This window comes from Pseudoalteromonas sp. J010, assembly GCF_003934235.1.
GTDB lineage: Bacteria > Pseudomonadota > Gammaproteobacteria > Enterobacterales > Alteromonadaceae > Pseudoalteromonas > Pseudoalteromonas peptidolytica.
In genome coordinates, this window is the sequence record NZ_RDBW01000045.1 from 21032 (window position 1) to 40001 (window position 18970).

General features: G+C 42.5%; 17 protein-coding genes. 9 read left to right on the forward strand and 8 right to left on the reverse strand.

The features are described 5' to 3' along the window. Positions 1 to 3: 3 nt before the first annotated feature. The 8 genes from EAG18_RS19980 (at position 4) to EAG18_RS20015 (ending at position 7929) form a co-directional block, all read left to right on the forward strand. The gene (locus EAG18_RS19980) at positions 4 to 387 is read left to right on the forward strand and encodes a BlaI/MecI/CopY family transcriptional regulator (RefSeq protein ID WP_125254117.1); all 384 of its coding nucleotides are present in this window, start codon (positions 4 to 6) and stop codon (positions 385 to 387) included. A 9-nt stretch (positions 388 to 396) separates the two neighbouring features. After that, on the forward strand, positions 397 to 1722 hold the full coding sequence (locus EAG18_RS19985) for a M23/M56 family metallopeptidase (RefSeq protein ID WP_125254118.1): 1326 nt from the start codon (positions 397 to 399) through the stop codon (positions 1720 to 1722). A 1-nt stretch (position 1723) separates the two neighbouring features. Continuing rightward, complete coding sequence (locus EAG18_RS19990) at positions 1724 to 3064, forward strand: peptidoglycan DD-metalloendopeptidase family protein (RefSeq protein ID WP_125254119.1); 1341 nt, start codon at positions 1724 to 1726, stop codon at positions 3062 to 3064. Then, the gene (locus EAG18_RS19995; RefSeq protein WP_275557350.1) at positions 3057 to 4301 is read left to right on the forward strand and encodes a DUF418 domain-containing protein; all 1245 of its coding nucleotides are present in this window, start codon (positions 3057 to 3059) and stop codon (positions 4299 to 4301) included. Before EAG18_RS19990 ends, EAG18_RS19995 begins: the two co-directional genes overlap by 8 nt. Before the next feature lie 119 nt (positions 4302 to 4420). Then, the gene (locus EAG18_RS20000; protein WP_125254121.1) at positions 4421 to 5005 is read left to right on the forward strand and encodes a GNAT family N-acetyltransferase; all 585 of its coding nucleotides are present in this window, start codon (positions 4421 to 4423) and stop codon (positions 5003 to 5005) included. A gap of 338 nt (positions 5006 to 5343) precedes the next feature. Next, complete coding sequence (locus tag EAG18_RS20005; RefSeq protein WP_125254122.1) at positions 5344 to 6366, forward strand: histidine kinase; 1023 nt, start codon at positions 5344 to 5346, stop codon at positions 6364 to 6366. Further along, positions 6360 to 7058 (forward strand): LytTR family DNA-binding domain-containing protein, encoded by a 699-nt coding sequence (locus tag EAG18_RS20010; protein WP_125254123.1) that lies wholly within the window; start codon positions 6360 to 6362, stop codon positions 7056 to 7058. Before EAG18_RS20005 ends, EAG18_RS20010 begins: the two co-directional genes overlap by 7 nt. Positions 7059 to 7074: 16 nt before the next feature. Next, positions 7075 to 7929 (forward strand): acyl-CoA thioester hydrolase/BAAT C-terminal domain-containing protein, encoded by an 855-nt coding sequence (locus EAG18_RS20015; RefSeq protein ID WP_275557351.1) that lies wholly within the window; start codon positions 7075 to 7077, stop codon positions 7927 to 7929. Between the two features lie 213 nt (positions 7930 to 8142). Here the strand turns inward: EAG18_RS20015 and EAG18_RS20020 are convergent, their stop codons facing one another. From EAG18_RS20020 to EAG18_RS20040, 5 genes are read right to left on the reverse strand one after another with little or no spacing between them, the layout of a single operon-like run. Beyond that, positions 8143 to 9507, reverse strand: coding sequence for an ATP-binding protein (locus EAG18_RS20020; RefSeq protein ID WP_125254124.1), 1365 nt, complete (start codon positions 9505 to 9507; stop codon positions 8143 to 8145). Beyond that, the gene (locus EAG18_RS20025; protein WP_125254125.1) at positions 9504 to 10169 is read right to left on the reverse strand and encodes a response regulator; all 666 of its coding nucleotides are present in this window, start codon (positions 10167 to 10169) and stop codon (positions 9504 to 9506) included. The genes EAG18_RS20020 and EAG18_RS20025 overlap by 4 nt, the downstream gene beginning before the upstream one ends. Next, a complete protein-coding gene (locus EAG18_RS20030) occupies positions 10150 to 13230 on the reverse strand; it encodes an efflux RND transporter permease subunit (protein WP_125254126.1) in 3081 nt (1026 codons plus the stop codon). The genes EAG18_RS20025 and EAG18_RS20030 overlap by 20 nt, the downstream gene beginning before the upstream one ends. Beyond that, positions 13217 to 14287, reverse strand: a complete 1071-nt coding sequence (locus EAG18_RS20035; RefSeq protein WP_185745637.1) for an efflux RND transporter periplasmic adaptor subunit — start codon at positions 14285 to 14287, stop codon at positions 13217 to 13219. Before EAG18_RS20035 ends, EAG18_RS20030 begins: the two co-directional genes overlap by 14 nt. Then, positions 14277 to 15035, reverse strand: coding sequence for a MipA/OmpV family protein (locus EAG18_RS20040; RefSeq protein WP_125254128.1), 759 nt, complete (start codon positions 15033 to 15035; stop codon positions 14277 to 14279). Before EAG18_RS20040 ends, EAG18_RS20035 begins: the two co-directional genes overlap by 11 nt. A gap of 247 nt (positions 15036 to 15282) precedes the next feature. Between EAG18_RS20040 and EAG18_RS20045 the strand changes: the two genes are divergently transcribed. Then, complete coding sequence (locus EAG18_RS20045) at positions 15283 to 15729, forward strand: DUF4826 family protein (protein ID WP_125254129.1); 447 nt, start codon at positions 15283 to 15285, stop codon at positions 15727 to 15729. Here the strand turns inward: EAG18_RS20045 and EAG18_RS20050 are convergent. The 3 genes from EAG18_RS20050 to purB form a co-directional block, all read right to left on the reverse strand. Further along, entirely contained in the window at positions 15716 to 16174 is a 459-nt protein-coding gene (locus EAG18_RS20050; protein ID WP_125254130.1) for a GNAT family N-acyltransferase, read from the reverse strand. The two genes, EAG18_RS20045 and EAG18_RS20050, sit on opposite strands and share 14 nt — an antisense overlap. Positions 16175 to 16306: 132 nt before the next feature. Next, positions 16307 to 17494 carry a cupin domain-containing protein gene (locus EAG18_RS20055; protein WP_125254131.1) on the reverse strand — a complete coding sequence of 396 codons (1188 nt, stop codon included), beginning with the start codon at positions 17492 to 17494 and terminating at the stop codon, positions 16307 to 16309. Between the two features lie 133 nt (positions 17495 to 17627). Next, positions 17628 to 18970 (reverse strand): adenylosuccinate lyase (gene purB, locus EAG18_RS20060; protein WP_125254132.1); only part of this gene is annotated, 1343 nt, incomplete at its 5' end.

Genomic DNA, 18970 nt, shown 5'->3' on the forward strand with positions numbered 1-18970 from the left:
AGTATGAAACCAAATGCTACCGAGTTGGTAATTTTGAAGATTTTATGGCGTCAAGCACCAAGAACCGGCAAGGAAATTCATGCTGAAATAGAGTCAAAGCTAAACTGGAGCTATTCATCGACAAGAAAGACACTGGAAAGAATGTGTGAGAAGGGCTACCTTGCGGAGCAAAAACAAGGTAACAAAAAAATTTACACCGCAACCTTAGCTAAAGTACCAACGCTTGCTTTGTATGCGCAAGAATTTGCAAAGCAAGTGATGGAGCTTGACGCGCCACTTCCTGTTGCTATGTTTTCTGACAGCAACCTAATTGAAGCAGATGAGCTCGACGAATTGGAAGCGATGCTAAATTCATTGGCAAATAATGACAAGCGCGATCCAGAGTAGGCTTCAGAAATGGAATTAATATTACTTTCTGTATTGTTTTGGGTCGCCTTAACTGGATTAAGTTATGTGGTGGGGGTATCTCTTTGTGCATATTATTTCCAGAGTAAGAGGCTATGGTGGGGCTTGCTTGCCGTCACGTTTGTACCTTTTTTGCCTATTGAATTTCTTGAGCAACAAGAAGCGATACCGTCAGTGCTACTACATGACAATTTACAACAATATGCCGAGCCGTTAATTGCAATGACAAGAAACGTACGAGTCACACTGCCTTGGTTAGAAGTATTATTCACGACTTTAGCGATTGTATATTGTGTGGGGCTGATTTTCCATTTAGGGGTGCTGCTCACACAGTACAGACGTATCAAATGCCTTTGTCTCAGCGCATCAAGAGTTGAGTCTTATCCCCAAGCGTTGTATCAGTTACCAATCACCTGCTCACCGTTTGTGTTTGGCTTGTTAAAACCAAAGATATATTTACCAATGGAGTTTGAAGATTTACCTAAGGATGAACAAGAAGCGTTGATATTTCATGAGCTAACACACGTCAATAAAGGCGATCATATTGCGGTTATGGTGTGGCGCTTGTGCTGTGTGATAGCGTGGTTTAATCCATTTATTGCCAAGATGGAGCAAAGCTTTATTCGAGCGATGGAATATCGATGTGATGAGTTGACGATTGCTCGGTATCAGATTGAACCGCTGGTATACAGCCGGGCTTTGATTAACTCGCTAAAGCGTGTAAAGATGCAGACGCCAGTAGATATTGCCGCCAGCTTTGCATCAAATTCACTCACGCTTGATGATTATAAAAAGCGTTTTACCGTTATTTTAAAACCTCAGCGCAAGCCTAATAATTGGCCTTTGTTCGCTCTCTTTATCTTGTCTTGTTTTGTATTGGCCTATGGCAACCTGCAATGGGCGAGAGTAACAATATCAAACAGCACAACGTGGCAATGGCCGGTAGAAAATCCAATGATAACATCACACTTTGGTCATATTTCTAGCTTTCGTCACAATAAAGCACATAAAGGTGTTGATTTTGCAGGAAGTACTGGCGACTCAGTGATGACGGTTGCAGGCGGTATTGTAACGGTTGCTGACAATACCACGCTGGCGAAGAATTATGGAAAAGTTGTATTGATCCAGCACGATAACGGTTATCAAAGTTTATATGCGCATTTAGATAGTATAGACGTAGCGGTAGGTGAAAAGGTGTTAAAAGGTGAAATGATAGGCACTATTGGTGAAACTGGCAGAGTAACCGGACCGCACTTACATTTGGAAATACTTCATCAGAATACTCGTATTGATCCCCTAAAGCGGTTGGAAATTTAATATGCTAAAAAAATACTTATTAGCCATCATTCTGTTGGCGGTATCCGGCTGCTCAAAGCAACCTAATTCATCAAATGAAAGCCTGTCAGTGCAGTCTAGTAAAACAGTAGCAGTTCCTACCGTTACAACTAGCGCCGGTGAGCTACACCTCCCCAATTTAAGCTCTACCTCATCAGAAGTGACGAACGACAACAAAAATGACAAGCAGTGGTTGCTTCTCAAGCTCAAGTCAGGTGAGAGCTTAACTACTTTGCTTGCGCCATTCGCATTTAGTGACCGAGATAGTTGGCTAGTTGAACAGTCAGTCGCGACTTGGACCTCTTTAACCAAGCTCAAGGCTGGACAGGCAATTGAAGTTGCATTGCGCGAGGGCGAGGTTGAACTTATTCGTTTTGAGCTCGATTTTGCAAAGCTAATAGAGATAAAAAGAGCTAAAGATGGGTGGCAGGCATCACTTGAGAATCTTGAAACCGTTACGCGTACCAAACGACTCTCAACAGTGGTTGAATCCAGCTTTTTTGTTGATGCAAGCAAAGCAGGGATCCCTCACGATATTATCAATCAGGGTATTATTGCGCTGTCACATCTGGTTGATTTCCAGCGAGAAATATATGCAGGTGATCAGATAGACTTTGTCTATCAGCAAAAATCGTTGCTATCGACCTCTAGGCTTGCAGAGAAAAGCGACGTAGCCACGCAGCTACAGCATGTTGCGCTGCTATCAGGAAAAGAAGAATATCGACTTTATCAATTTTCTGATGAGTCAGGAATGTCTGCTTTTTACCATGAAGACGGCAGGCTCGCACAGAGCTTTTTGATGAAGACACCACTCAATGGAGCAAGGCTATCTTCCAGTTTTGGTAAACGTCACCATCCCGTGCTTGGCTATACACGTATGCACAAAGGCATAGATTTTGGCGCGCCGATTGGCACGCCTATTATGGCAGCTGGATCAGGAGAGGTGATCAAGGCCAACTGGGGAGGAAGCTTTGGCAATCGTATTATTTTGGCACATGGTAACGGTTATCAAACGCTTTATGCTCACTTAAAAGGGTTTGCCAAAGGGATTAAAGCCGGAGCTAAAGTAAAGCAAGGTGAGGTGATTGGCTACTTGGGAAATACCGGTCTTTCACAAGCACGTCACTTACATTATGAGGTGCACAAAGACGGCAAGGCAATTAATCCGCTTACTCTCAAACAGCCGAAATATATCAAGTTGGAAGGTAAACAGCTTAAGCACTTTATTGCATATGTGGCGCAGGTTTCCGACCCGCTTAATGGCAATGACGCTCGTATTGCTAGTCAAATAGATAATGTTGAGCAGGTACAAGTCGGTGAATAATAAAGTGACGACAAGGATCAATAGTTTAGACTTTCTTCGTGGCGTAGCTATTCTGTGCATTTTACTGATAAATATAGAAAGCTTTGCTTATCCAAACCCTTGGGGCAGCTATCAGTATGGCTTTATGACGGAACTTGACAGTAAGGTGCGGTATTGGGTCTACTTTGTTGCTCAAGGTAAGTTTTATGGTTTATTGGCTGCCTTGTTTGGTGTTGGGTTGACAATGATAATTCAAAAGCAGCCGCTAGGATCTGCAATAACACTCAGCGCCTCACGATTACTGGTATTGTTTATTATTGGCTGTACGCATGCTTATTTTATTTGGAGTGGAGATATCCTTTATCACTATGCTGTGATTGGTATTGTGGCGTTAATGATAATTTTGCTTGGCTCAGCGGTGATAAAAGTCAGTATTGTCGTTTGTATTAGCTTTATATTGCTTTTTGGTTATGCCAAAGCTGAGCGAACTAACGCACAGTATCAAGCATATGTAGTAGCAAAAAGCGTTGAAAAGGCGCAGCGTTCAAGCAAGCAGCATAGAAGTATTTCGCGTTGGGAAAATAGAGTCCAACAAAAGCTCCCAAGGCATAGTGAACTTGAACACCAGCCAACACTGCAAGCGCATTGGCTTGATAATTTTAGTACACCGCAAGTTCATAAAGGTAAGCTATTTTATTCCAGCATCTTTTGGTCAACATTGATGATGATGTTGATAGGAGCGCTGTTGTTTCAAAGTGGATTCTTTAGCGCCAAAAAGCTAAGCCCGCTCGTGGTCGCTGCCTTTATTGGGTTAGTGATAGTGTCAATATATGCCTCTCAGCAACGCTATTTTTACTGGTTATTACACCCTCATATACCAATACTATCCTATTTAAAGCAAATGTTGGTGGTGTTAAATAGAGAGCTTCAGGCGCTAGTTTACATTGTTGTTTTATCTTTGCTTTATAATCGTTTCCTCTACAAGCTGCGGTGGCTCACGCCAATAAATTTAGTCGGAAGATTTGCGCTGAGTAACTATATTCTGCAATCAATTGTACTGGTGATCATATTCTATGGCTTTGACTTTTATAATACTTATAGTCGTAGTGAGCTATTAGTCCTGTGGATCCTGATGGTGTTGTGCCAAATTGGGCTAAATATGATATACGGACGTTTCTTTACCCAAGGCCCGCTAGAGAAAGTGTGGCGTACACTCACTGCTAAGCTCAGACCATTGAATGATGATGCTAGGGCGTAAAACCGTGCTCTGAATGTAATGGCTTATAAACTGCATTATACTATTTTTTACAAACTTAAACTTATCAACTTTAATGTTTTAAATTTAATATAAAGCTTTGTAACGCATGAATAAAAAGTATGGAATTAAAAATAGTAAGAGGGTGGCATAGTAGACATGTGCAGGCGGCGGCAGAGCTATATATTGAAGCGTTTGGTCGCAAGTTCAAGGCAGCTGTTGCAGACAGGGATAAACTGGTTGCAATCATCGCCAAGAGCTTTGTGACAGAGTACGCTTTTGGGGCTTTTGAAGGTGAAAACTTGCTGGGTATCGCAGGCTTTCAAGACGCGAAAAAAGGTTTTACCTCAAATATAGACTTTGCTGTGTTAAAAGAGGAGCTTGGCTTTTTCGGCGCAATAAAAGCGGCTGCTATTTTTTCTTTATTTGATAGAGCACCTGCACAACATGAGTTGGTAATGGACGGAATTGCGGTATCCAAGCAAGCGAGAGGTAAGGGGATCGGCACGGCTTTGCTGCATGCAGTGCAAAATTACACGCGCGAAAATGGTTTCAAGACGTTACGGCTCGATGTCATTGATAACAATCCAAAAGCAAAACAACTGTATTTAAGAACGGGGTTTGCTGCTTCCCACCACGACGACTTTTCTTATCTTCAGTGGTTAGTTGGCTTTAGTGGCGCAACAACAATGCACTGGCGGCCTTGAGTATGGAGGTTGGTTATTAAATTAACCTGAGATCAAGGTAGTAACTTGTTCTTAAGCAAACTCGGTCCGATTCATTTCCTCATTATGGTTATATAGCGTCTATTAAAAATTACACATAATTGTTTATTACTCGTCTCGCATGGTCGACGTGTTTTTTAATACTGGTAAAGATTGAAGTTTCAGGCGTTGGGTTAATTTGGTTCGACTGGGACTCAAACGCGTTCAATAATTAAACAACCAACCAATCAGCATTAAAAAATGACCATTTAGCAATAATCTACATGCTTTTTCACTTCAGTTGAGTACTATAAAAATATAGGTAACAACTTGTATTGATTATGGTAGATCTTATTTTACGGCCAAAAGAGCAGTTCGTGATGCTCGCGAGCATCGCGGCTATCAGCCTTGCTATTAGTTTAACTGACTGGGTGCAAAGAGGAATGCACCTTTCGGTGAATATTTTACTGTCATCGATCCTCGCCGTGATTTGTCTTTACTGGCTGCCAATGGTGTTAAGTTATCTTGGTGTTCAGCGCTTCAAGCTCTCTAACTGGCCACTGCAATATACGATTTTTTATTGCTTTATGGTGCTTGGTTGCATGTCGTGGGGTGTACTTAGAAGCCTTTTGGTAAATACGCAAACTTTTACCTTGTTCGAAGCCGCAGCGATTGCACTACCTTGGTCTGCGGGTATTTTTGTTGCGACGAAGTTTTATCTATCTCAACGTCATTTAAAACAAGAAAAGCAACTTCGGCAGCTCGCCGAGATCAGACTACTACACAGTCAATTAAATCCACATTTTATGTTTAATAGTCTCAATACGATTTCTGCGTTTTTAAAACATCATCCCGAGACTGCTGGTACGCTTATTCATAACCTGGCTGCTGTATTACGTTATTCATTAAAGCATTCTGTGGTAACGGAAGAAGATGCAAAAAGGGTAACGATAGCCGATGAATTAGTGAACTTGAATCAATGGGTTGAAATTGAAACTTGCCGGTTTGGTGAAAACCTTTCGATTACATTTGAAGTCGATGAGTCCTTAATTAACGAGGAAATGCCGGCAATGCTCCTACAACCTATTTTAGAAAATGCCATAAAGCATGCAAAGGTAAATCCACTGAATATCAAAGTGTTGATTGCAGCTGAAGGCGATGAGGTACTTTTTGAGGTTAGGGACAATGGTGTAGGGTTTAGTGGCGCACTCTTGGCACAGCCAGAGAAAGCCGGCTTAGGGCTCTCAATTACCCGATCTCGACTTCGCCTAGAAGCAAGTACAGAGTTGGAACTAAGCAACGAAGAAAGATCCGCTGGTGCCGTTGTACGCTTTAGATTAAAAAGGAACGGGCAAGTATGTTAAATATCGTCATCATTGAAGATGAGCAACCCGCAATAGAAAAATTGCTTATGCAGCTATCATTAGTATCTACACATAAAGTCGTTGGCACATACAGGGATCCAATCGCATTCTTAAATAGCGGCAACAATGGCAATATCGATTTGCYATTTGTTGATATTAACCTACCAAGTATCAATGGCATGGCTTTGGCCTTAAAACTTAAGGCCACGGGTTTTATGGGGGCAATAATTTTTACCACAGCACATAGCAAGTTTGCTGTTGATGCTTTCACACTTGGTGCAGTTGATTATTTACTTAAACCATATAATAACGAGCGACTGTCATTAGCGTTATCCAGAGTAGATGCTATCGCGAGCACACCTGTAGACATAAAATTACCGAGCAAAGTGGCAGGGAAAATCGTATTGATTGACACTAACCGTATTGATGTCATCAAGCTTGAGTTTGGTCAAGCCTATGCTTATTGCGCCGATCAGCACTTTCCGTTAGAGGGTTCATTGGATGAGTTACAAGCTCAATTACCCGCGCGATTTTTAAGAGTCCACCGCGACACCATTATCAATCAAGAAGCCATCGCCTCGTTTGAACGTTGGGTCACGGGGGGTTATTTGGTGAAATTACGTGGTAGCAACCAGCAAGTTATCACGAGCCGAAACGGCGCAAAATTACTCAAACAACAACTGATCAATTAAATAGTTAGGAATTAACATGATGAAATTTATTATGCCATTGTCTTTGGTAGGGGTACTTGCGGCTTGTTCAAATGACGCGCAGCCCGATGTGAAGAAGCAGTTTATACAAGAGGGTCAACCACGGCCTTTGGTTGTTGTACTGGGGGGAAGTGAAGGGGGAAATACACTCTCAGCTCCCCATTGGCGACCTTTTCTTGATGGTTTTAATGACATTGGTGTATCTGTTGCCGCAATGGGATATTACGGTACTCAAAATACGCCAAGCAGTGCGGCAGAATTATCGCTGAATAAAATTGCTGATCGAATAATCACGCTGACGAAAGATCCCATGATAGATGAAAAATGTGTCGCAGTTTATGGTTTCTCCAAGGGGGCTGAACTTGCACTATTGTTAGGCGCACACTTTGATGAAATTAATCATGTTGTTTCAGTTATGCCCAGCCATGTTAGCTGGAATGCAGTTAAAACACTTTCGTCTCGCTCAAGTTGGTCGCTAAATGGGACACCACTTGATTATATTGATGCGCCCTTACTCTCATGGAAAATGCAAAAAGGCAATATCACAGGAGAGTTTACTCCAGCTTTTAATCAAGCACTGAGTGAGGCGAGTGCAGAAGCCGTTGCAGCGGCAAAGATCCCTGTAGAAAAAATCAATGGACCAATATTACTGGTGTCGGCAAAACATGACGAGATCTGGCCATCTTATCAAATGTCACAGCATATAGAGTCGAGTCTACAAACAGCCAAATTTTCTTATCCATTTGAACATATTGCAATGGATGGCGGGCACTATAGTTTCAATAAAGAAGTGCAAACGCAAGTTAACCAGTTTTTACATCAGACATTGGTTGATACTTGTATGGCCCGTTAAAAAATACCACCTAATCTTAGTAATTAATGCCTTTCTAGCAGCCAGTTTTAGCGCTAACTGCGTAAATTCACCTTGCTTACAGGATGCAGGCACCGTAGCGAGAGTAGGACGCGGAAGCGGCGTTATTCCCAAAACTGTCTAGCTAGATAAGGGTATAATTTAATGTGATATTAAAAAATGGGTTAGCTGTTTTTTATCTAAGCCTCAGGTTAGTTACGAGTTTAGTGTTGAGAAGGTGACACTGAATGTTGCGCCACCAAGTGTGTTCTTGCAGGTAACGTCTAAAGTGGCATGATGTAAATCTACCACTTCTTTTACGATGGCAAGGCCAAGGCCGCTTCCGGTCATTGATGATTGCTCTTTGCGCCAAAAACGTTCAAAGATCTTTTCGTAGTTTTGAATGTCAATTCCAGGCCCGCTGTCCATCACCGAAATACTGTTTCCTGACGCATGTACTTTTATTAGTGCACCTTCTGCGCTATGGCGTAACGCATTCTCGATAAGATTTTTGATCATGATGTGAATAGAAGACTGATCGCCTGCAAACATCTCACCATTTTCGTCTATCTCTAATTCTAATTGTTTGTTCAACGTAACAGATAAAGGAGCCAGCATCATACAAGCTTCTTTTGCCAGAGGGGTGATACTAAGTGATTGCTTTGCATAAGCGTCTAGACTCTGGGCACGCGATAAGTCCAGTAGTTGTTGTACCACCCGAGTCATATAGCTAACATCAGCTAAAATGCCAGCATGGGTGTTTTTATCCAGTTTTGCCAACTCCACTCTCGTGTTTAAAATAGCAAGCGGCGTTTTTAATTCATGCGCGGCATTTGCAACAAAACGCTTCTGTTCATCAAACCCAGTTTCGACCCGTGCAATTGCTTGGTTTAGCGAATGCACAATAGGTACAATTTCAACGGGTAAACCTTGCTCGCTCAGGCGAAAGTTAAGTTGCTCGGGTCTTACTCGTGCCAATTGTGCCGCAACACTTTTTACAGGTTTAACAATCGAGCGGATCGAAAGGTATCCCACTAGCATAAATACAAAAAATGCGGCAATGATAATAAAGATAGACACTTGGCTAAGTGCAGGCATAACCGCTTCGTTTGCAAGCTCACCAAGCAGATCGTTTCTACCTAGGTAGATATTAACAGGTACGTTATCTATTTCCGTTTCTATACGGTAACGGTCTATGCCCTTTAAATGAGAGTAGCCAACAGGAATATCTTGGTTGTCTATTAAAGCTTGAAGTGCCGCAGAGCTAGTGATGTTGGACGTCGATTGAAGCAGTGTCTCGTTCGTTTCGCCATGGGTTACCCTGAAAACCAAATTGTTATATAAAGCGTCATATCCCCACTTTTCTGCAACATTATCAGATTGATAGACTAGCTCACGGTTGCTGTTAAATGATAGCTGCTCTTGAATATCTTCACTCATCCCAAACATACTTTCTTTTACGGCTAAGTTAGCGTAATTAGTTGAAAATAAGTACAAACTTATTCCAATTAAACTAAATACGCTGGAACCGATAATAAAGAAATGCAGATAGATTTTTTTGGCCAAAGAAATCGGTTTCATGTCAAAATATATCCTATGCCACGTAGGGTATTAATGGTCGTTTGTGCATTAGATGACTCTAATTTTTTACGGATCCGATGAACCGCGACTTGAATTGCATTATCTGTTACTTCAAATCCCATGGCGTATATTGCATCATATAAGGCATCTTTACCCACCGTTAACCCTGCATTTCGGATCAGATATTCCAAGATGGCCACTTCAGTTTTTCCCATTGTTAAGTTTTCACCACAGACGGTAACCCTTCTTGCTTTGGTATCGAGCGACACATTGTTATGGGTGAGCAGATTTGCGGTGTAACTACTTGGGCGACGCAGTAGTGCTCTTAACCTTGCTTTTAGCTCATCAATGGCAAAAGGCTTGTTGAGGTAATCATCAGCCCCCAAATCAAGACCTTTAATGCGGTCATCTACACTTCCGCGCGCTGTGAGAATAAGTATCGGTAGCGTATTTTGTTGTTTGCGGATCTCGCGAATGACCTCTAACCCGTCTTTATCGGGCAAACCAAGGTCTAAAACGAGAGCGTCATACTGCCAACTTTGCATCAATTGCGTATTTTGTGCTGCGGTTATGGCAATATCAGCAGCATGACCATCTTGGGCGATAGCTTGTTGAATAAATTCAGCAAGCTGCTGGTTATCCTCAGTAATTAGCACTCTCATTCGTTTGTAAGCTCCTTTTTTGTGTTATGTTTTGGCTTTGCTGGAAACGCTTGCCTGCAAGTATCAGCTTGAGTAATACAGGTAATACCAGCATGCTCAATAGAGTTGAGGTCAACAAACCACCAATCACAGCCCAAGCCAATGGTGGCCATAATGGGCTGGCGCTTGATGTTAACGGCAACATGCCGATTATTGTGGTTAATGTGGTCACTATAACAGGACGAATACGGTTTTGTACCGATAAGCAAATTGCCTCTTCTAGTGYACAGCCTTGTTGTAAGTGGTTGAGCGCATTTTCGATCAATAAAATTGCAGTATTTACCACAATTCCCATGAGTGCGAGTACGCCTAAGATTGACATAAAGCCGAAGGGGATCCCAGTAATTGCGAGCATCGCCGGTGCACCAATAATACCAAGCGGTATGGTTAGCATAACCAAAGCGGTTAGGCGATAAGAATTAAACTGCACCATCAATGCGGCAAACAAGAGTGCGATGCCAAAAGGAAGGGTTTGTAGTAACGCGCCATTGGCTTCTTCTGACTCTTCTAGTTCGCCGCCAAAGCTAAGCTTTACAAGGTGTTGTTTGGCTATACCTTCCAGCGTTGGCTGTAACGTCTGTAATATATTTTCTTCATCACTGCTAGGTAGTACACCCGCCTTTATTGACATGATAAATTCACCATTGCGTCGCTCAATAAAAGGAGGTGCATTGACAATATTTGCCGATACCAGTCCAGAAAGTGCTGTGGTGGCATATTGGGGCAATAGTACCTGTGTATTTACCATATCAACACTACTTTGGGTTGAGCTCGGGTCAAAGAGAACAAGCTCTACAGGTTCAAAATTATAATCAAGCGTGGTTACCCGCAGCCCTGAGCTTCTCCAAGCGATATAATCAGCTATTTCTTCGTGACGTAACCCAAAAGCAGACAAAGCGAGTTGGTCTATGTCTAAGTTGATAGCGGGCGCACCGAAACTATAATTTCTGTATGGAGAAACGACTTCTGGATGCTGGTGAAGTTCTAAAAACATGGCTTCTGCGGCATTGAATAGGGCAGTTTGATCATTGCCTGTGAGCCTTAACTCAATTGGGCTTTCAATTGGTGGCCCTTGTCCTAATTCTTGGGCTTTGACCAGTACTTCGGGAAATTGCTGTATTAGCACACTATTTAGTGATTGCGAAAATTCAACCGGATCTACGTCCTCTGTAAGTGTTACCACTACGCGAGCAATATGAGTTTCGCCAGGCTTTTGTGCGAGGTTATAGTAAAACCTTGGACCTGAAAAGCCACTAAAAACCATGACGTCGGTAACGTGTTTATTGCGACTGGCAAAATCAGCCACCTCATTTGCGGTTTGAGTTGTGGTGTCGATATGGCTAGAGAGCGGTAATTGCACATCGATATATATTTGATTACGGTTAGCGCTTGGAAAAAATTGACCATTGGCGCTTGGCAATGAAAGTAGTGCGCTGACGAGCACTGCAGCTAGGGTGAGCGTTATCGCAGGCTTTTTTAGTACAAGAGCGGATAAATGATACCCGAGTTTTGACAGAGCGTCTGCGAAGTGGCGCTGCCATTTTTCAAGTCCAGTATTTGAAACATGAATATGAGCAAACAAGATGGGGATGAGTATTAGTGCAGCAAGGTAGCTCAAAGAGATGCAAATGATCACCAATATAGGGATTGTTGCGATAAAATCTGCAACACTGCCTTTGGCAAGTAACATTGGGATAAAAGCAGCAATCGTGGTGGCGGTTGCGGCAGCAAGCGGTTTTCTTAACTCAATGACCGAACGTGTTATTGCTTTTGCTACCGTTACACCTTTATTACTATGATGGCTTAGTCGTTCAGCAATAATAATACAGTTATCAACCATTAAACCGAGTGACAGCACCAGACCGGCAATGGTCATCTGGTGGATAACGCCGTCAAAAGTGGTGAATAATGCAATAGACGATAAGACAATAGCAGGTACGGTCAGGCTTATAATGACCGCACTTTTTATCGACAGAAATAGCAGAAGAATGACACCGATACCAATACAGCTTTGAATAAGCGAATTAACTAAACCGTCACGCCGTTTCTCTGACCAATCTGGCTGAAAAATCTCTATGGACACTGGTGTGTTGTCATATCGTGTATTGATGTCAGTCACCGCTTGTTTAATCGTATTCCCAGCGGCTTCAATATTTACTTGATTTGGCGGTAAGGAAAGGGCGATGCCGATAACCTGTTCGCCATTTTTCCAAAACTGTTCAGTTGCTGTTGGTTGCGCTCTGTAATGGATGTCTGCAATGCTACCCAGTGGCACTTTCGCACCTTCAGGTGTGGTTAGCTGTAGATCAACAATTTGTTCGTCTTGGTTGAGGTGGTTAATGGGCAACAATGCAAGGTTACTGAGATTGTTAGAAAGTACACCAAGATTATTTTGTTTATTGGCATCTCTTAGCTGCTGTGCGATGGCTGTTGGTGTGAGCCCCAGAGCTAACATTCGGTGTTGAGAATAACCGATAGCCAGTTCAATGCCTGGGTCACCAATTAATGTCGCTTCCCTCACGACGGCAAGCTGGCGTAATTCATCTCGTATTTTTACTGCTATTTTACGATCCATAGCCAACCCATTCCCGGTCTGAACGACAAGTAAGATCCCCTGCGTATCTTGTGCTCTGTCCATAACCTGAATTGAGCCACCATTTAGCCCTGAGCGAAAGGGCGCAACTTCCTCTTTGATCCGCTGCCATATCAAATCAGTGTTATATTCTTGTTCGTTAAGCTCTATGTCAATAGTGGCATTACCGAAGCGGATCCTAGATTGAATTGTATTAATTTGCTCAATTTTGGCGAGGCTGCGTTCTAGTGGTTTGACGATGCTATCATTTAATTGGGTAGCACTTTGACCCGGGATAGTTATCTGAATAAAACCATTGCGATAAGGAAAGCTAGGATCTTCTTGGCTTTTTGCATTAAACCAACCGAATAATCCTGTAATAACGAGAAGCAGCGATAGCCCAAGGACTAAGCGTGTTGAAGCATATAAACTCAGTCTATTTTTTATCATTATCTTGGCCTCTTAGCATGGCTAAATTCACTCCCAATTTGGCGGCGGAGGTGACTAGCACGTCTTGACCTGCAAGTCTTGGCGCGGTCACTAATACTTTATCTCCTTCGTTACCAAGTAGATTGACAGAAAACCGTTCAAGCTCTGGCTGGGCAACAAAAACATAAGCTTGCTTGTTCAGGTCGTAATGAATTGCAGAAGCTGGAACGCGAAATAGGGGATCATGAGTAATTGCAAGTTCAAGGCGACTAAGTAACCCAACTAATTCAGGGCTTTGATGATTTAAATCCACGGTTAATTTAAATAAACGTCCTACAGCCATTGATGGCAGGCTTTTCTCGATTACTTTTCCCGTTAACCTTTTATTGATTGATGGCACATAGATAGTAACGGTTTGATTGATAGCTAAATCAATATATTCTTGCTCAGGCAATAGAAACTCAGCTTTTAATGTTGTTAGTGTTTGTAACTGGAAGATGGGCTGACCAGCATCAACAACATCCCCTGCACGTGCATAGTTGTTTGTTATGATGCCATCACTTGGTGCTACAATCTGCTGCTCATTTAACATGTTTCTTGCCTCTTCAAGTAGCACTTTCGCTGAGCGGACTTGTTGAACTTGTTGATCGAGTTCAAGTCTTGCAATATCTAAAACAGAATCTGAAACGAGCTTTTTAGCAAATAGCTTTTTGAGTCGTTCAAAATCCCGCTCTGCCTGCGCTTGTGCTTGCTGAGCGCTCGTAAGTTGAGATTGTTTTTCACGTAATTGTGTCTCCAAAGTCGGCGAATACAGTGCAGCAAGCACTTCGCCTTTGACAACTCGTTTGCCTGCAAAAGCCGATAATGACTTTATTCGCGCAGTGCTGAGTGAGGCGACATCGACAACATCACTCCCCGTAATTGTGCTGTAAAAACGTTTAGTTGGAATCGTTTCAACCAGCTCTACAGCTTCGAAGACCTCTGGTTTTACTATGTATTCAGCCACTTCTTCTTTTGGCTCAACACTACAGCCCAGCAGGGCTGTAGTGAATAACAAAAAAATGAATTTAAAAAACATAGACATATCCAAGAATAATTTGTGCGCTGCCTGAAGCGTCTACAAGCGGTGAGTCTTTGATCTCGCTGCCATAGCTGGTGTAACTTATGTCAGCTTTAATCATATGATGCTTGCCCAAAAACCAGTCGCTTTGTATGCCGACTTCAAAAGCAGTACTTGAATCACCAAGATAAAAGGCTCTATTGGTCAGCGCTTCAGCGGCTTGAACGCCGTAGTAATAATCAACCAGATCCTCACTTTGAAAGTTTGCGGCAATGTAGGGGAAGACGCGACCATCTTCAAATCTAAATGGCACGCCATAACTCACACTGGCTTCATAACCTTTGTGTGTGCTACTGACATCGTGCATAAATTCAAAGCCAAACTCACCAAAACTGGTATCGTACTCCATCTCAAAACCAGCATCGAAGCTCATGTCTCTGTCTTCCATACCGATAAAGTAATCACTATCGTTTGCCTCAAAGCCGTCTAGCCTGAGGTGTGCAGAAAGGCTGATCTCAAACTGCTCAGTTTGGTAGACCTTATAATTCGCTCTTGGTCCAAGTAAGCTAAAGTTGCCATATTGGATGGCAACAGCTGGGACAAACTCAGTTTCATTGCCTATGCCAACGTAGCCTTGGTCTTGAGAAATAATTGCTGCACCAATTCCCCATTTTAGTTGCGGTGATTCTGGTGGCGCGTCTGCTAATGCTTGTGTGCTACAAATAATAGACATAGTGGTGACAAGGTTAAGTAGTTTTCTAGCCATAATGATATTCCTTGAAGTTCATGTTTTTTCATTGCAGCTAGAGTAAGCCAGTAAACTTTCTCGAAACTTACAGCATAGAAAATAATCATCTGTGCCTTAATTTTATAAGTTGTCATTGCTGTTGTGTCTGCAAAAGCTTAGTATCGGGGTACTTCGTAGGCGTAGAACAACGCGTTTGAATTAAATCTACCGGAGCTACTGTAGAGTAGCCTTGCGGTTTACTGAATAAGAATAACAAGGGCAAGTAATGAGTGAAGAACAAAATCAACCACAACAAGAAGCGCTGACTCCGGAGCAACAGCGTGAACGGTCTATTCAATGGCAACGTAGCTGTGTGCAGGCTGCGCAGAAGCACCTTGCAGACAAAGGAATATTGCCTGAAAGTATCATAGAAAAAGAATGCCGCTATATAGAACCTTTAGTGGCACTTTGGAAAATAAAGGGCCAAAATGGAAAGCGGTACTGGGTCATTACCGGAAACCTACCCACTGATCATATTGAGTCCTCAGCAGCTGCAACACCAAGGGATGCGCTGCGCTCTTTCTCATTTCATTGGCAGCTCAAAGCCGATGAAATTATGGCCACTAAGCCGGTAGAAAAGACCCAAGCTCAATTTGCAAATTTATTGATTAACCGAGCGCATGGTTTATACGACTTATTTGCTAAAGAAGAGCTTTGGGCTAGTGAAGCATAGTAAACGGCTCTGTTTTTAAAGCTTGGATAGGGCATTTCAAGCGCTGTCTTGGAAYGCCTGCTTCCATAAAAACGTGCCCGTGCTCTGAAAACCCAGACTGTAAGAATTCCGGTACTTCATCTAGAATGCACTGGATATAAATATTTTCCAGCCCCTTATCTTTTGCGATATCAACGAGCCCACTAATAAGGGAAGAGTAGGCCTCTCTGTTACGGTGTGATTTGAATATGGCGATCCGACTAAGCAAACCGTCCTGACATAACCGCCCAGTGCCGACGGCACCATCGTGGTCATCAATGATAATTAAATGCTCGGCGGTAATATCTTGTTGGTCAAACTCTACGTCTTTTGGGATATGAAGCTCGCAAACAAATACCCGCTCTCGTATTGCTTTGAGCTCAAACTTTTTGGCCTGCCAATTTACTCGACTAATTCTATAACTCATACTGCCCTCGATATACAGATTACACCTGCATTCCCTGTTCATGACAAGTTAGAGCAGACAAGCCTCTGTAAGTGCAGAGACTTGCAGTATGTTATTGTTATTGTGAACGCGACTATCTTGTTCTAACAGGCGTTACTCCCAGCTATCGTCGTCGTCAGTTTCTTCTGGATCACTGTCTTCAACGAAGTACGTCCCATCATTAAACAGTTTAGTTAACGTTTGTTTAAATTCCAAGCTATCTAAAGCAGGAATTATTGCCTTAAAGTCTATCGTCGTATGATCGGTCAATTGTTTAATTGCCTCTAAACAATGATGGCTCAACGTGTAGTTTTCACCATTTACGCTAAGCAAAACATGTGTCTCACAGATTTGATAAATTGCTCGCACGCCACCTGCGCGATAAATTATCGGGTTTTCTATTGCGATTTCATCAAGATCTTGTAACTCCAGTGGTGGATCGAGGGGGGCTAAGTCCATTTCATGCTTTGGCTCGCTTAGCGTTTTTCCAAGCCAACTACTATAAAGTTTATCGTCTTTCATTAAATCGTGAAGCATAGTGTGGATCTGCTGTTTGTCTGAGGCTGTTACTTCACCTATTGATGCTCGGGGGGATAGATCAGGATCACTGAATCTTTTCTTGCCTGCTTCCATATCAATAATGTGATCCGCGAAGCTAGAAAGTAAGTCTTTTTGATCTGGGGCTCTAAAACCGACAGAGTAATTTAAGGCGTTTTCGACAGCATAGCCCTCATGGGGACAAGCTGGTGGTATGTATAAAATATCCCCAGGTTCGAGTACCGCATCTATAACAGCATCGAACTGTTCAACTTGAAGTAGGCTTTTGTTTTGAGCGAACTGTTTTAAACTATCGTCACGAAGGCCAACTCGCCAATGGCGTTTTCCTTGTCCTTGAATAATAAAGACATCATATTGGTCTAAATGCGGTCCTACGCCGCCTCCGGGTGTGGAATAGCTGATCATTAAATCATCTATTCGCCAATTAGGAATAAATCTAAATGCTTCTACTAATTCCGCGGCTTGTGGATGCCAATGATCAACTGCTTGAACAAGCAGTGTACTGTTACTGTCAGTTAGTAACTCAAACTGTTCGAATGGACCGTGGTACGCTTCCCATTTGTCTTGGTGGTTAGTAACGATACGCGACTCTATACAGTCTTCTGTTGCGAGGCCGGCAAGTTCTTCCGGGGCAATTGGATCGATAAAATTCTGAAAACCTTGTTTGATCAATAGTGGTTTTTTTTGCCAATATTGCTCAAGAAATTGGCCGAATGTTAGATCATTTATTTGCAGTTGATACATGAGGGGATCCCTGAGATAAAAAAAGCGAAAGAGGCAAACTCTTTCGCTTATCTTATACCAATTCACAGCGGATTAAATCTACATTTGAGACTAAATAGTGCTGAACTGGTGTTAAAACAGAGTGATTTTACACTTAGTTTAGTTCATCAATAAACGCTTCAGCACGACCGATGTAGTTCGCTGGCGTCATTTCTTTCATCTGTGATTTTACTTCATCAGGTAACGCTAGGTTATCAATAAAATCAGCCATGATTTCTTGGTTGACACGCTTACCGCGAGTAAGATCCTTTAGCTTTTCATATGGTTTTTCAATACCGTACTTACGCATCACTGTTTGGATAGGCTCAGCTAAAAGCTCCCAGTTGTCATCAAGCTCTGCCAGTAAACGCTCTGCATTTACTTCTAACTTACTAACACCTTTAAGCGTTGCTTGGTAGGCTATCAGCGCATAACCCATACCAACGCCTAAATTACGTAATACTGTAGAGTCCGTCAGGTCACGTTGCCAGCGTGATACAGGTAGCTTTTGTGCTAGGTGAGCGAAAATAGCGTTAGCAATGCCAAGGTTACCTTCGGAGTTTTCAAAGTCGATAGGGTTAACTTTGTGTGGCATTGTTGATGAACCAATTTCGCCTGCAATCGTTTTTTGCTTGAAATGATTGAGCGCAATATAACCCCAAACGTCACGATCAAAGTCGATTAATATGGTGTTGAAGCGAGCGATAGCATCAAACAGTTCAGCAATGTAATCATGCGGTTCGATTTGAGTAGTGAACGGGTTCCACGTCAGGCCTAAACTTGAGACAAACCGTTCACTGTGAGCATGCCAGTCGTAATCTGGGTATGCACTTAAATGCGCATTATAGTTGCCAACTGCACCATTAATTTTGCCTAGTAACTGTACATTTGCGATCTGCTGGCGTTGGCGCTGAAGGCGAACATAAACATTTGCAAACTCTTTGCCCATGGTTGATGGCGAAGCCGGTTGGCCGTGAGTACGAGTCATCATTGGGATAGATTTGTATTCTACAGCTTTTTCTTTAATCGCAGCGAGTAACTCATCGCAATAAGGCAGTAGCACGTTGTCGCGGGCTTCTGTAAGCATCAAACCGTGTGACAGGTTGTTGATGTCCTCAGAGGTACAGGCAAAATGAATAAACTCATTAACAGCATGTAGCTCGGCATTATCCGCTACTTTTTCTTTAAGAAGGTATTCTACAGCTTTAACGTCGTGGTTGGTGGTGCGTTCAATTTCTTTGACACGTGCAGCATCTGCTTCGCTGAAGTTTTCAACAATGCTATCTAGAAGTGCATTTGCTTCATCGCTGAAAGCTGGTACTTCGGTGATGGCGTCGCTGCTCGCTAATGCTTGTAACCAACGAACTTCTACGATGACGCGATACTTTATCAAGCCAAATTCACTGAAGATACTTCTCAGTTCTTTAGTCTTGCTACCATAGCGACCATCCACAGGAG

What these genes read in the sequence shown, in the direction of transcription:
- EAG18_RS19980 (WP_125254117.1), top strand. Translation starts at nt 4, where the DNA reads ATGAAACCAAATGCTACCGAGTTGGTAATTTTGAAGATTTTATGGCGT.
- EAG18_RS19985 (WP_125254118.1), top strand. Translation starts at nt 397, where the DNA reads ATGGAATTAATATTACTTTCTGTATTGTTTTGGGTCGCCTTAACTGGA.
- EAG18_RS19990 (WP_125254119.1), top strand. Translation starts at nt 1,724, where the DNA reads ATGCTAAAAAAATACTTATTAGCCATCATTCTGTTGGCGGTATCCGGC.
- EAG18_RS20000 (WP_125254121.1), top strand. Translation starts at nt 4,421, where the DNA reads ATGGAATTAAAAATAGTAAGAGGGTGGCATAGTAGACATGTGCAGGCG.
- EAG18_RS20005 (WP_125254122.1), top strand. Translation starts at nt 5,344, where the DNA reads ATGGTAGATCTTATTTTACGGCCAAAAGAGCAGTTCGTGATGCTCGCG.
- EAG18_RS20015 (WP_275557351.1), top strand. Translation starts at nt 7,075, where the DNA reads ATGATGAAATTTATTATGCCATTGTCTTTGGTAGGGGTACTTGCGGCT.
- EAG18_RS20020 (WP_125254124.1), bottom strand. Translation starts at nt 9,507, where the DNA reads ATGAAACCGATTTCTTTGGCCAAAAAAATCTATCTGCATTTCTTTATT.
- EAG18_RS20025 (WP_125254125.1), bottom strand. Translation starts at nt 10,169, where the DNA reads ATGAGAGTGCTAATTACTGAGGATAACCAGCAGCTTGCTGAATTTATT.
- EAG18_RS20035 (WP_185745637.1), bottom strand. Translation starts at nt 14,287, where the DNA reads ATGTTTTTTAAATTCATTTTTTTGTTATTCACTACAGCCCTGCTGGGC.
- EAG18_RS20040 (WP_125254128.1), bottom strand. Translation starts at nt 15,035, where the DNA reads ATGGCTAGAAAACTACTTAACCTTGTCACCACTATGTCTATTATTTGT.
- EAG18_RS20045 (WP_125254129.1), top strand. Translation starts at nt 15,283, where the DNA reads ATGAGTGAAGAACAAAATCAACCACAACAAGAAGCGCTGACTCCGGAG.
- EAG18_RS20055 (WP_125254131.1), bottom strand. Translation starts at nt 17,494, where the DNA reads ATGTATCAACTGCAAATAAATGATCTAACATTCGGCCAATTTCTTGAG.